This is a genomic window from Gracilibacillus dipsosauri (assembly GCF_003176895.1).
Classification (GTDB): Bacteria; Bacillota; Bacilli; order Bacillales; family Amphibacillaceae; genus Gracilibacillus; species Gracilibacillus dipsosauri.
In genome coordinates, this window is the sequence record NZ_QGTD01000002.1 from 15,957 (window position 1) to 29,140 (window position 13,184).

General features: G+C 37.4%; 11 protein-coding genes and 1 other annotated feature. Of the genes, 7 read left to right on the forward strand and 4 right to left on the reverse strand.

The window, feature by feature from the left end:
* Positions 1–22: 22 nt before the first annotated feature.
* Positions 23–1,456, reverse strand: a complete 1,434-nt coding sequence (locus tag DLJ74_RS01150; protein WP_109983004.1) for an alanine/glycine:cation symporter family protein — start codon at positions 1,454–1,456, stop codon at positions 23–25.
* A gap of 384 nt (positions 1,457–1,840) precedes the next feature.
* On the opposite strand from DLJ74_RS01150, the gene DLJ74_RS01155 reads away from it, so the two are divergent.
* Genes DLJ74_RS01155 through cydS form a run of 3 tightly spaced genes read left to right on the forward strand, consistent with a single transcriptional unit; the run spans position 1,841 to position 4,290 of the window.
* The gene (locus DLJ74_RS01155; RefSeq protein ID WP_109983005.1) at positions 1,841–3,166 is read left to right on the forward strand and encodes a cytochrome ubiquinol oxidase subunit I; all 1,326 of its coding nucleotides are present in this window, start codon (positions 1,841–1,843) and stop codon (positions 3,164–3,166) included.
* A 2-nt stretch (positions 3,167–3,168) separates the two neighbouring features.
* A complete protein-coding gene (locus DLJ74_RS01160) occupies positions 3,169–4,185 on the forward strand; it encodes a cytochrome d ubiquinol oxidase subunit II (RefSeq protein ID WP_109983006.1) in 1,017 nt (338 codons plus the stop codon).
* Positions 4,186–4,203: 18 nt separating this feature from the next.
* Complete coding sequence (gene cydS / locus DLJ74_RS21005; protein ID WP_425454557.1) at positions 4,204–4,290, forward strand: cytochrome bd oxidase small subunit CydS family protein; 87 nt, start codon at positions 4,204–4,206, stop codon at positions 4,288–4,290.
* 30 nt (positions 4,291–4,320) lie between these two features.
* Here cydS and tyrS read toward each other — a convergent pair whose 3' ends face one another.
* Positions 4,321–5,595, reverse strand: coding sequence for a tyrosine--tRNA ligase (gene tyrS, locus DLJ74_RS01165; protein WP_109983007.1), 1,275 nt, complete (start codon positions 5,593–5,595; stop codon positions 4,321–4,323).
* Positions 5,596–5,644: 49 nt separating this feature from the next.
* Positions 5,645–5,851 (reverse strand) — a binding site (T-box leader).
* Positions 5,852–6,036: 185 nt separating this feature from the next.
* Here tyrS and DLJ74_RS01170 point away from each other — a divergent pair.
* From DLJ74_RS01170 to DLJ74_RS01185, 4 genes are all read left to right on the forward strand, one after another.
* Positions 6,037–8,979: a transglycosylase domain-containing protein gene (locus DLJ74_RS01170; protein WP_109983008.1), complete on the forward strand. Its 2,943-nt coding sequence runs from the start codon at positions 6,037–6,039 to the stop codon at positions 8,977–8,979.
* 86 nt (positions 8,980–9,065) lie between these two features.
* Positions 9,066–9,689 carry a GNAT family N-acetyltransferase gene (locus tag DLJ74_RS01175; protein WP_109983009.1) on the forward strand — a complete coding sequence of 208 codons (624 nt, stop codon included), beginning with the start codon at positions 9,066–9,068 and terminating at the stop codon, positions 9,687–9,689.
* A 14-nt stretch (positions 9,690–9,703) separates the two neighbouring features.
* Positions 9,704–10,351 carry a CBS and ACT domain-containing protein gene (locus DLJ74_RS01180; RefSeq protein ID WP_109983010.1) on the forward strand — a complete coding sequence of 216 codons (648 nt, stop codon included), beginning with the start codon at positions 9,704–9,706 and terminating at the stop codon, positions 10,349–10,351.
* Positions 10,348–11,508 carry an acetoin utilization protein AcuC gene (locus tag DLJ74_RS01185; protein WP_109983011.1) on the forward strand — a complete coding sequence of 387 codons (1,161 nt, stop codon included), beginning with the start codon at positions 10,348–10,350 and terminating at the stop codon, positions 11,506–11,508. Before DLJ74_RS01180 ends, DLJ74_RS01185 begins: the two co-directional genes overlap by 4 nt.
* 21 nt (positions 11,509–11,529) lie before the next feature.
* On the opposite strand, the gene motS is transcribed toward DLJ74_RS01185, so the two are convergent.
* Together motS and motP are read right to left on the reverse strand one after the other, a co-directional pair.
* The gene (gene motS / locus DLJ74_RS01190) at positions 11,530–12,315 is read right to left on the reverse strand and encodes a flagellar motor protein MotS (protein WP_054789095.1); all 786 of its coding nucleotides are present in this window, start codon (positions 12,313–12,315) and stop codon (positions 11,530–11,532) included.
* Positions 12,305–13,123: a flagellar motor protein MotP gene (gene motP / locus DLJ74_RS01195; protein ID WP_109983012.1), complete on the reverse strand. Its 819-nt coding sequence runs from the start codon at positions 13,121–13,123 to the stop codon at positions 12,305–12,307. The genes motS and motP overlap by 11 nt, the downstream gene beginning before the upstream one ends.
* Between the last annotated feature and the right edge of the window lie 61 nt (positions 13,124–13,184).

The following is a 13,184-nucleotide window of genomic DNA, read 5'->3' on the forward strand; positions in this document are numbered from 1 at the left end:
AAGCCTTCTTTCTACTATACCATTATTTCGTTCCTTTTTGGTTATCCTGTGCTCCCCACCATGAGACGTTTTTCAAACCTTTAATATTTTTATAATGGAATACAGGATCTTTGCCTTCCTTTTTCTGACTAATATAATCATTAAGTACATTGATCGTTATTTTTGTTAGGAATAGGATTGCCACAAGGTTAACGACAGCCATCATTGCCATGAATAAATCTGCCATACTCCATACAATTTGGATCGAAGCTAAGGAGCCGAACATCACCATTGCTAAAACAATAAGACGATAGATTGTTAGTAATGTCTTGCTTTCTCTTAGATAGGCAATGTTTGTTTCCCCATAGTAATAATTTCCGATTACGGAACTAAACGCAAATAAGAAAATCGTTATCGCTACAAAAATGGATGCCCATTCACCTACATGTGAGCTTACAGCGACCTGTGTCAGTTGAATACCATCCTCTGATGCTTGATAAAAGCCATCATATAACACAATGATAAATGCGGTAATACTACAAATCACGATCGTATCAAAGAAAACAGCTAATGATTGTACAAGCCCCTGCTTTACTGGGTGATTGACACCAGCAGAAGCGGCTGCATTCGGCGCACTACCCATACCAGCCTCGTTAGAAAATAACCCTCTTTTTATCCCGTACATCATAGCTGCACCCATTGTTCCACCGATAGCTTCCTCCAGTCCAAATGCATTCTTGATTATCATCATGAAAACATCAGGTAGAGCCGTAATATTTGTGATCATTACATATAAACCAACTACTATGTAGATGATTGCCATGAATGGTACAATGACTCCAGCTATAGACGCAATTCGCTTAATTCCTCCAAATATAATAATGGCAGCTAAAACGACTAGAATGATACCAGTCCAGATTGGATCAACATTGAATGCCTCATCCACAGCACCAGATATTGTATTCGCTTGCACTGCATTAAAGACAAAGCCGAATGTAATTGTAATTAAAATGGAAAATAAAATACCCATCCATTTTTGTCCTAATGCTTTTTCCATATAATAAGCTGGTCCGCCACGAAATCCGTCTCGATCAGGCACCTTATATACTTGAGCAAGTGTACTTTCCACAAATGCTGTTGCCATACCGATTAGTGCGACAACCCACATCCAAAATACAGCTCCAGGTCCACCAATAGCAACTGCTAATGCTACACCTGCTAAGTTACCAGTACCAACCCTTGAGGCGATCGAGATACTAAATGCTTGAAAGGCATTTGTTCCTCGCTTACCACTTTGCTCTACTGCCTCCTCACGAATAACCTTAAACATTTCTCCAAACAAACGAAATTGGATAAATTTTGTTCTAAGTGTAAAAAATAATCCTGCACCTATTAATAAATAAATAAGGACATAATCCCATAATATGAGGTTTCCCCATTCTACTATCTTGTTGAGTATTTCTTCTATCATACTCATTTTCCAACACCTTCCCTTCTTTTCTCTCCAATATATACCCTATTTCCATTAAAAATATCATAAAACGTCAAAAGAGAATTTTTTTCACCCATATAACATTACCAATAGACCGTTACGATTTCAATAAGAAAGAATGGTATTATTACCAAATCTTGAAAAGGGATATCTGATTTGATATCCTCACTTAAAGGTATCCTATTCAATTAAGACGTATAATATTATCTTTTAAGCTGAAAATGAATAAGAAGCACGGGAAATGAAAAGAGGTTTTTACATGTACCAAAAGCATGAGCGGAAATTAGTCATTTTACTAGTCGTCATCGCTATTCTACTAGGTATTGCACTTCTGAGAAGAATTTTAATGGGATAAAGGGAGTTTTATTCATGGACAGTGTATTTTATAGTCGCGTATTAACGGAACTAACCCTCACCTTTCATATTATCTATGCAACGATAGGAGTTGGCATTCCTCTATTCATCTTTATGGCTCAATGGATGGGGATTAAAAAGCAGGATGAGCATTATATTCTCATGGCAAGAAGGTGGACAAGAGGATATATTATTACAGTTGCTGTAGGAGTTGTCACAGGAACAGCTATTGGCTTACAGTTGAATTTGCTTTGGCCAACCTTTATGCAGCTTGCAGGTAAGGCAATTGCATTACCCTTATTTATGGAAACCTTCGCCTTCTTCTTTGAGGCTATTTTCCTTGGTATTTATTTGTATACATGGGATCGTTTTAAGGATCAGAAGAAGCATATGCTTTTATTAATTCCTGTTGCGATCGGGGCATCTTGTTCTGCTGTTTTTATCACAATGGTGAATTCTTTTATGAATGCACCTCAGGGATTTGAAATGATGAATGGTGAATTCATTAATGTTCAACCATTAGTTGCCATGTTTAATCCCGCAATGCCGACAAAGGTTGCTCATGTGCTTGCAACTGCCTATATGACAGCTGCCTTTATACTAGCTTCTATTGGTGCTTATCGCATTATCAAAGGCTCCAATCATATCTACCATAAGAAGGCCCTCTTACTAACGATAAAGGTCGGTCTCGTATTTGCCATTGCTTCTGCAATTATCGGGGATTTCTCAGGAAAATATTTAGCAGCCTACCAACCAGAAAAGCTAGCCGCTATGGAGTGGCACTTCGAAACAGAAGAAGAGGCTTCTCTTACTCTATTTGGCGTCTTAACTAATGGTGATGAGATCAAGTATTCTATTGAAATCCCTTATGCCCTAAGCATTTTGGCACATGGGAATCCAACCTCCAAAGTGCTTGGATTGGATCAATTCCCAAAGGAAGATGTTCCACCGCTCTATATACATTATCTATTTAACATTATGGTCATGATCGGCATGTTCGTTGCACTAGTTGCCCTAATCTATATCGTCGGAAATTGGCTAAGGAAGAAATTTGTTTACAAAAAATTCTTTTTATGGACACTAGTCACGACAGGGCCATTATGTATGCTCGCGATCGAGGCTGGCTGGTGGCTTGCAGAAGTAGGAAGACAGCCTTGGGTACTAAGAGGAATACTTAGAACAGAGGATGCGGCTACAACGAGTAATGATGTCGACATCATGCTATATCTCTTTATCGGCTTATACCTTCTATTAGGGATTGCGAGTGTCATTGTACTTATCCGTATGTTTAAAGCAAACCCAATCGAACGTGAATTAAGAGATCGAGAAGGTGGGGAGTAACCATGTCATATGAATTAATTGGAATATCTGTTTTGTGGCTTTTCTTATTCGGGTATATTATTATTGCTTCGATCGACTTTGGTGCAGGTTTTTTTAATGCCTATAGTTTATTAACGAGAAAAAATCATATCATCAGTAATATTATCCAAAGATATCTATCCCCTGTATGGGAGGTTACCAATGTTTTTCTTGTTTTTTTCTTTGTCGGTATCGTCGGTTTTTTCCCATCCACGGCTTATTATTATGGAACTGTTTTACTCGTACCTGCAAGCTTAGGAATTATATTACTTGCTATTAGGGGCTCGTACTATGCTTTTACGACCTACGGAAAGTTAAAGAGTCACTTTTGGACCTATTTATATGGATTTTCAGGTTTATTAATTCCTGCCTCCTTATCAATCGTTCTCACTATTTCTGAAGGAGGATTTATTGACAACACGTCAGCAGGGTTATCTCTAGATTATGTGGCACTATTTTTCAGTCCACTAACTTGGAGTATTGTCACATTAAGCTTAACCTCTGTCCTGTATATATCGGCTGTCTTTCTCACTTGGTATGCCAATGAAGCTAAGGATGAGCAGGCAACTGCATTATTAAGAAAATATGCGCTTATTTGGGCATTTCCTGCGATTATTACAGCAGGTGGAATTATAGTAGAACTCCGTGTCCATAATGAACTGCATTTTCAAAACATGCTCAATGTGTGGTGGATGTTTCTGCTATCTGGAATTTTATTTGCTGCAACTGTATATCTGATCTGGAAAAAAAGAAATTACGGGGTTGCTTTTTTGTTATTAATTGGTCAATTCTTGATCGCGTTCTTTGCTTATGGTATCTCCCATTATCCATATTTGCTTTATCCTTACCTAACTATTGCAGAGGGCTTTACAAATGAAGGAATGGCTATAGCATTAATTATCGCATTCATTGCTGGATTTTGCTTATTGTTACCTTCTTTATATCTATTACTTCGATTATTCTTATTTAACAAAAATTATGTTCAAGGAAAAATTAAGTAGTGGAAGGGGTGGTCTTACATGGATGATTTTATACATTTTTACGCTCCGTTTATCGTCATAGTGATTTCGATGATTTTTTCCTTTTGGTTTGTGAGTAAAGACTAGAGGACCTTCTAATAGAAAGTCCTCTTGCTTTTATTTATAACGAATGAGGAAATATTTCTTCTTCCCTCTTCTTATAATGGTGAATTTCTCTTCGATTCGATCTGAGGCAGAAATTTGGTGCTCTAGATCTTGGTTTCTTTCTCCATTTATATAAACTGCCCCATTCTTAATGTCCTCACGAGCTTGGCGTTTAGAGGAAGAGATTCCAGCTGTTACGAGTAAATCGATTAAACCGATCTCTTTATCTTCTATGGCGACTGAAGGCACATCCTTAAAGCCTTGTTCTATTTCAGCAGCATTGAGACTTTTTAGTTCTCCACTAAACAAAGCATCGGTAATTTTTATCGCTTGGCTCAATGCTTCTTCACCATGAACAAGTTTTGTCATCTCTTCTGCCAACCGTTTATGTGGCACCCGTTTTTCAGGCGCTGTTTCTAATTCTTGCTCAAGAGCTTTTATTTCGTCCATATCAAGGAAGGTGAAATATTTGATAAAACGAATCACATCACGGTCGTCTGTATTGATCCAGAATTGGTAAAATTCATATGGAGAAGTTTTATCAGAATCTAACCAAACCGCTCCACCTGCTGTTTTTCCAAATTTTGTCCCATCACTTTTGGTGATCAGTGGGACCGTTAATCCGAAAACCTTCGCTTCTTCTTGATTTTTTTCAGATCTTGTACGTCTTATTAGCTCCATACCTGCAGTAATATTACCCCATTGGTCACTACCACCGATTTGCAATGTGCAATTTTCTTTTTCATATAGGTTCATAAAATCAATGGATTGTAAAATCATATAACTGAATTCTGTGAATGAAATCCCATTTTCGATCCTTGAATCGACAGAGTCTTTTGCTAGCATATAATTAATCCCAAAATGTTTACCGACATCACGCAATACTTCTATAAATGTCATAGAATGAAGCCATTCATGGTTATTCCGAGCAACGGCACTGTTTTTTCCATTGTCAAAATTAAGAATACCTGCTAGCTGTTCTTTAATCTTATCACTGAATCCTTTTACAACCTCTTCACTGTTTAACGAACGTTCTGTCGATCTCCCACTTGGATCGCCAATTAAGCCTGTTCCCCCACCGATTAATGCAATAGGGCGATGTCCAGCTTGTTGAAATCTTTTGAGCATTAGAATCGGTAGCAAATGTCCAATATGAAGACTATCAGCTGTAGGATCAAACCCACAGTAGAGGGTAACGATATTATCTTCTAAATGTTGGCGAAGTCCCTCATCATCTGTTGTTTGTTGAATTAAGTCCCTTTGTTTCAGATCATCCAAAATATGCATGTATTTCATTCCTCCTATTTTTATTCAATAAAAAAACTCCTCCCTCTAAATAAGGGACGAGATTATCGCGGTACCACCCTTGTTGCAATAAAAAAGTATTGCCACTTAACAAATATCGATGCTGGATACACCGTCTTCATCTTCATGAAGAAACTCCTGATCGTAATTCATTCCATGATTATTACTAACTTCCACCGACCGTTAGCTCTCTTCATAAGGGAATCATGTCCTTACTGCAATCAATCAACGTTTAGCTTATAAAGTTATTATTACATTTTTAGCATATATCTAAATGAAATGCAATAAAAATTTAATATTTTTATCATTCGCAAAGAAAACGTCATGATCCTCACTCATAGACACCATTCAAATCAAAAAAAGAAAGCATTTTACATTGACGATTATGCTATAATAATGATTGGGGAAATGGAGGTTTGTTGAATGAATAATAAAAACTTCTTTCATATATGCTGGCAATACATACAAAAAGGCTGGCACTCTTTTTGGGAACTTTGGAAGAAAAACAAGATTCAAAGATCTGCAAGAATAAGTTATCACATCATTTGGAATATAATGTTATTTTTTATAACTCTCGCTATCATTGGTTTCTTTTTTGTCGGTGGGCTAGGTGCAGGCTATTTTGCTTCCCTAGTGTCTGATGAGGAAATCCAAACAAAAGAGGAAATGTCTACAGCTATTTATAATTATGAAGAGACTTCTGAATTATATTTTGCCGAGAATCAATTCCTATCAGATGTTCAAACAGATTTACAAAGGGATGAAGTCTCCTTAGACAAAGTAAGCGAATTTGTTAAGAAAGCAATTATTGCTACAGAGGACGAGTATTTCGAAACACACAATGGTGTTGTCCCGAAAGCTATTTTACGTGCTGTATTCCAAGAGGTGACGAACGCTCAGACGAAAACAGGTGGGAGTACACTTACACAACAAATTATTAAAAACCAGCTGCTAACCAATGAAGTTTCTTTTGAACGAAAAGCAAAGGAAATGTTATTAGCCTTAAGATTGGAGAAATTCTTTGAAAAAGATGAGATTCTTGAGGCCTATTTAAATATCGTACCATTTGGTAGAAATGCATCTGGTCAAAACATTGCAGGAGTACAAACAGCTGCTCAGGGAATTTTCGGTGTAAATGCGGCTGATCTTAACTTAGCACAATCTGCTTATATCGCCGGTTTGCCTCAAAGTCCTTCTTATTACACACCTTTTGTTAATAATGGTGGATTAAAGGATCAAGCTGGCTTAGAACCTGGTCTAACCAAAATGAAAACTGTATTGTCACGGATGCTAGATGCTGGTTATATTGATAAAAAGCAATATGACGAAGCAGTTAACTATGATATCGTGGCAGATTTTAAAAAACCAGAGGATTCGATGCTGGAGGAATACCCTTGGCTTGTGAAAGAATTAAAAGAGCGATCTATTGATATCCTCACTAATGTGTTAGCAGAGCAAGATGGATACACCGCTGAGGATTTAGCATCTAGTGATGTTCTTCAAGAAGAGTACCAAATTAGAGCAGAACGAGAGCTTGGAAGTAACGGTTACCGTATCCATTCTACCATCGATAAAAAGCTCTATGATGTTTTTCAACAAGTGGCAAAAAGCTATGATAATTATGGAAGAGATAAATTAGCAGTAAATGAAAATACGAATGAACCAATTATGGTAGAAAATCCTGAAACTGGTGAAATGGAACAGTTAGGACTACAGCCAGTACAAGTGGGAAGTATTTTAATTGAAAACAGTACTGGTAGAATATTAAGCTTTGTCGGTGGTCGTGACTTTGAAACATCTCAATACAATCATGCAACAGAAACGAGAAACCCTAATGGTAGTACCATGAAGCCATTAGCAGCATATGCACCAGCTATGGAATTAGGAGTTGTACAGCCAGGCTCAGTCGTCGCCGATGTTGCCAAGAACTTTAGAGGCTATAATCGACCTCCTACTAACTACACTGGAGGGTATTATGGATTAGTTTCTGTAAGGGAAGCATTATACAAATCTCATAACATTTCAGCATTGCAGGTTTATGACAAAATCTTAGATCAAAATCCAGCCAAGCTATTTTTAGATAAGATGGGCTTTGACGGATTAACAGAGGTTCAAGGACATAGTGATTATGAAAATCTCTCCTTAACACTAGGTAGTCCCTACAATGGGGTTACTGTCGAGGAGAATGTCAATGCTTATGCTACATTTGGAAACATGGGAAATTTCGTGGATGCTTACATGATTGAAAAAATTGAAACAAAAGATGGCAAGGTTGTATATGAACATAAAGGTGAATCAGAAGAAGTCTTTAGCCCTCAAACAAGCTATTTGACCATTGATATGATGCGTGACGTATTAACTCGTGGTACAGGTACAGCAGCTAGAGCAACTTTAACTAACAAAAGTGTGGACTGGGCCGGAAAGACGGGTACGTCAAACGACTTCCAAGATACATGGTTTGTAGCAACGAATCCGAATGTAACGATCGGTACATGGATGGGCTATGACTATAACCAGCAGTTAGATTCGCAAGGTTATAGTAGTCGAAATAATATCTTTTGGGGCAAGCTTGTCAATGCGGCTACGGAGGTTCGTCCTGAATTAATGGCGCCATCCCAATCATTTGAACGACCTGATGGTATTGTTTCTAGAAGCTATTGTGCAACATCAGGAGATCTGCCATCAGATGTATGTAAAGATTTAGGTCTTGTCCGAACGGATATTTACAATGCGAAATACGTACCTACTGAAAAGGATAACAGTTTAATTCGCGAAAATTATGTAATGGTTGGTGACAAGGCTGTACTAGCAAGTGATAAGACACCAAGTGAATTTACGAAAGAGGAAGGTGCCATTTTTAACCCTGAATGGTTGAAAGAAAAGGGTTATGACAAATTATCAAATATCAAGCAATTGATACCTAGAAACGCATCTGGTGGATGGTTAAAACTAACCTTCCCTAATAGTGGAACGTTAAAAACAAATGGGGAAAATCCTAACCCACCATCTACACTTCAGGTTTCAGGTCAAACATTAAAGTGGAATGACTCAAGTAGCAGTGACGTTGTTGGCTACCGAATTTATCGCTCAAGTAGCTCCAGTGATAAATTTCAACGGGTTGGTAGCACAACGTCCACTAGCTTTAAAGTTCCTGACAATAATGCGGTATATCACATACGAGCAGTTGATTATTCAGGTCTAGAATCACGACCATCTAAAAGTGTCGTCTATGGTGATACGAAAGTGGAAGAAAAGAAGAAAAAAGAAGAAGGAAAAAGTGAAAAAGAGACAAGCTCTTCAAAGGATGTAAAGAAAGAAGAGAAAAAAGAATCTGCGAAAAAAGAAGACAAGAAACAAGAAGAATGATCCATCCTGCCCCTGATCGACTTTTGATGATCAGGGGTTTCTTTTGTATAATAAAGGTACTAGAGTACAAAGAGGTGATACTTCCATTGATCCATTCCAAAAAAACATTCTCCAGCCATTTATCAACATCATTAGGAGAAATTCAGCTAAAAGGACCAATGACAGAAGAAGAATTGAAGCAATACCCATTGCATTCACGACTTGATTCCTTTCGTAAGGCTAATCAACAGCATCAAGCACTCATCGAAATTGCTAATCTTGAGGAAGGCCGAGTGAACGTTGCCATATCGGAAAAAGTAATTATTGGTTATGTGACATTTTTACACCCCGACCCTATTGAAAGATGGTCTACCTTTTATATGGAAAATTTATTAGAATTAGGAGCGATTGAAATAGCTCCTTCTTATCGTGGAATAGGATTGGGATCCAAGCTAATTGAGCTATCTGTTACTGATCCATTTATGGAAAATTACATCATTATTTCCACAGAATATTATTGGCATTGGGATTTGAACAATTCAAAGCTAAGTGTGTGGGATTATCGTAAGATTATGGAGAAAATGATGTTTGCTGGTGGGCTAACCCCGGCCCCTACTAATGATCCAGAAATCATGGCACATCCTGCCAACTGTTTAATGGTTCGTATTGGAAAAAACGTAACAGAAAAAGATAGGAAGCTATTCGATCAATTAAGATTTTTAAATGCATAGAAAGGATGGTAGCCATGTTTGTCAAAGAAATTATGAAGAAAAAGGTAATCAGTCTCAAGAAGCATAATACCATTGCAGATGCATTGTCTTTATTACACAAGCATCACATTCGTCATATTCCAATCGTAGATGACGATCAACATTTGATAGGAATCGTATCAGATCGTGATATCCGTGATGCTAGTCCCTCTATACTTGACTCTGAGATTAATCAAGCATTATTAGACCACACCATTGATCAAATTATGTCATCACCTGTTGTTACCACACACCCTGATGAACTGTTTGAAGAGGTGGCAAATATTTTTTACGAAAAGGAATTTGCGTGTGTCCCAGTTGTCCATCAAAAGAAATTAATTGGAATGGTCACAGAAAAAGACTTGCTCTATGCCTTTATACAATTAACCGGAACACAAGGACCAAGTACACGTTTAGAAATAAGGGTACCGGATCGAGTGGGTATACTTTCAGATGTAAGCACTTTCTTCTCCAAGCGCAATATTAAAATTGTTTCTGTGTACACCTATCCTACTCCACAGCAATCGGGCTTTAAAATACTGGTGTTTCGGATTCAAACAATGAACCCAATGAATGTGATCCATGATATCAAACAGAGTAAGGAATTTGAAGTTGTGACACCAATGAGGGAGGATAACGAATGAACGCTTGTAAGGCAGCATTTGTTTACTCAGATGATTTTCTAGCCTATTCTTTCCATGAAAATCATCCCTTTAATCAAAAGAGAATTCTCTTGACCAAAAAATTATTAGAAAATCACCATGCCCTTACTATAGATCAAGTGATTACTCCTCCTGTGGCAGAGGAAGAAGACATTTTATCCATTCATTCTCCAGAATATATCCATGCAGTGAAACATGCTAGTAAACTCGAGCCTGTAGCTAATCAAGAGATTTATGGAATAGGGACAACAGATACCCCTATGTTTCAGAATATGTATGATGCCGCTAGACGAATAGTTGGTGGTAGTATAGAAGCTGCTAACCTTGTTCTAACAAACCAAGTAGATCATGCCTTGAATTTAGCGGGAGGACTTCACCATGGCTTTCCGACACATGCATCTGGATTTTGTATATTAAATGATATTGCTATCACCATTCAATATATTCGTCAACATTATCACCTTAAAGTTTTATATATTGATATAGACGCCCATCACGGTGACGGGGTACAGCACTGTTTCTATGATGATCCTAACGTCTGTACCGTTTCCTTTCACGAAACTGGCAGATATTTATATCCAGGGACAGGGAAGATTAGTGAACGTGGGATAAAAAAAGGCTTTGGATATAGCTTTAATTTTCCATTAGATGCATTCACAGAAGATGATTCCTATTTACATACGTTTAACGAATCGATCGACAAAATTGCTAGTTATTTTCAGCCTGATATTATCGTGAGTCAGCACGGAACAGATACTCATTATCTAGATCCTTTAACACATATGCATACTACTATGAAAATCTATGAAACAATACCGAAAAAAATCCATCAGCTTGCTCAACAATATTGTGGTGGGAAGTGGGTAGCGCTTGGTGGTGGAGGGTATGATATTTGGCGAGTTGTTCCACGAGCTTGGGCACAGCTATGGAATATTATGCAGACAAACACTTCATTTTCTGGTGCCATCTCATCTGATTGGATTGAAGAATGGCAAAAAGAAAGTCCAGTCACTTTACCTACTACTTGGCATGACTCATTGGAGAATTATAAAGCAATTCCACGAAGAAAGGAAATTAGCGAATTTAATCGACAAGTGTTAGAGCAAGTCTTGAAATTTGTGGAAAACGCCAAAAACTAAAAAAGGATGCTCTAAGCATCCTTACTCTTTCGCATCTAATTCTAAGATCACCATTTCTACCCTTCTATTTTTACTCCAATTCTCTGGAGAATTATTTGGAACAACAGGGCGAGTGTCACCAAAACCGGCTGCGATAAATCGAGAGGAGTCAAAGTTATTATTCGCTAAGATATAGCGTATTACACTACTTGCCCTTGCAACCGATAATTCCCAGTTAGAAGGGTAACGATAGTTAGAGATAGGTCGATCATCCGTATGACCCTCCACTCTTACTTCGTTAGGAATATTGGAAATTAAGGTAGAAACTTTATCGAGAAAAGGTTTGGCAGGCTCAAGAACATCTGCTTCCCCTGTTTCGAACAACACATTCTCCTGTAGAACAAGAACAACACCTTGATCTGTTCTAGAAGCGGAAATAACATCATTCAAATTGTTTTCATTTAAGAATCTCTCGACCTCAGCTAACAATTCATCTAATGTATCTTTATTTTCCGTTATCTCTGCATTATGTACCTCTGGTGTTTCCTTCGGTTGATCGGTCACATCATTCTTTTCTTCCATTTCATCATTTAGACCTTTAACCTCATTCATCGCATTTTCTTTTTCAACAATGGATGGCATGGAATCAAAAATATTTTCAGCTCTTAATGCTTCGGCAACCTTTTTGAATTTTTCAGCATCAATTTGGGACATAGTAAATAATAAGATAAAGAAGACTAGAATTAAAGTGACCATATCAGAATACGTAACCATCCATTTTGGGGCACCTTTGTCAACAGATTTACGTCTTTCTCTATTACGCCTCATTGAAAGACTCCTCTACTAACTCTTCCACATCTTCTTTTTTATTTTTTACTTTATCAGATAGAAATGCACTCAATTTCTCATTTAAAATTCTAGGATTCTGTCCAGATTGGACACCGATAACACCTTCGATGATCACCTGTTTGATAAAAACTTCTTCATTTGTCTTTTCTTCTAATTTACCTGCCATTGGCAAAAATACAAGATTAGCTAATACAGATCCATAGAAAGTCGTAATAAGGGAAACTGCCATGCTCGGGCCAAGGGTTTCTGGGTCTTGTAAATTTTGTAGCATTAAAATTAAGCCAATTAATGTACCAATCATTCCCCATGCTGGCGCGTATTCGCCCGCCTTTTCAATGATTAATCTTCCACGATAATGTCTATCTTCCATTGCATCAATTTCTGCATTCATAATGTCATTGATCACTTCTGGCTCAATTCCATCAATCGCTAGTAGAACCCCTTTTTTAATAAATGGATCTTCTACTTCTTCTAATTCATTTTCTAATGCTAGAAGCCCTTCTCTTCTAGCTCTTTCTGACAATCTTTCAAATAGTGTAATTAATTCTGCAAGATCATGGTCATTTCGTCTGAAGGTTTCTTGAAGAACATCTTTCGTTGTTTTGATTTGTTTAATATTAAAATTAACCAAAAGTGCAGCAACTAATCCTCCAAGAACGATAAGAACGGAAGACCCGTGAATAAAACCAACAAAGCCTCCCATTCCTCCACTTGATACAATTCCGAACATGATCATCATAAATCCTACCGTAATACCAATTGGTGTAAAAATGTCTCTCTTTTTCATTTTTTTCTCTCCCTAAACTATGAAAAGCATTAAAATATCTCACTAAAAAAGGAAAATTACA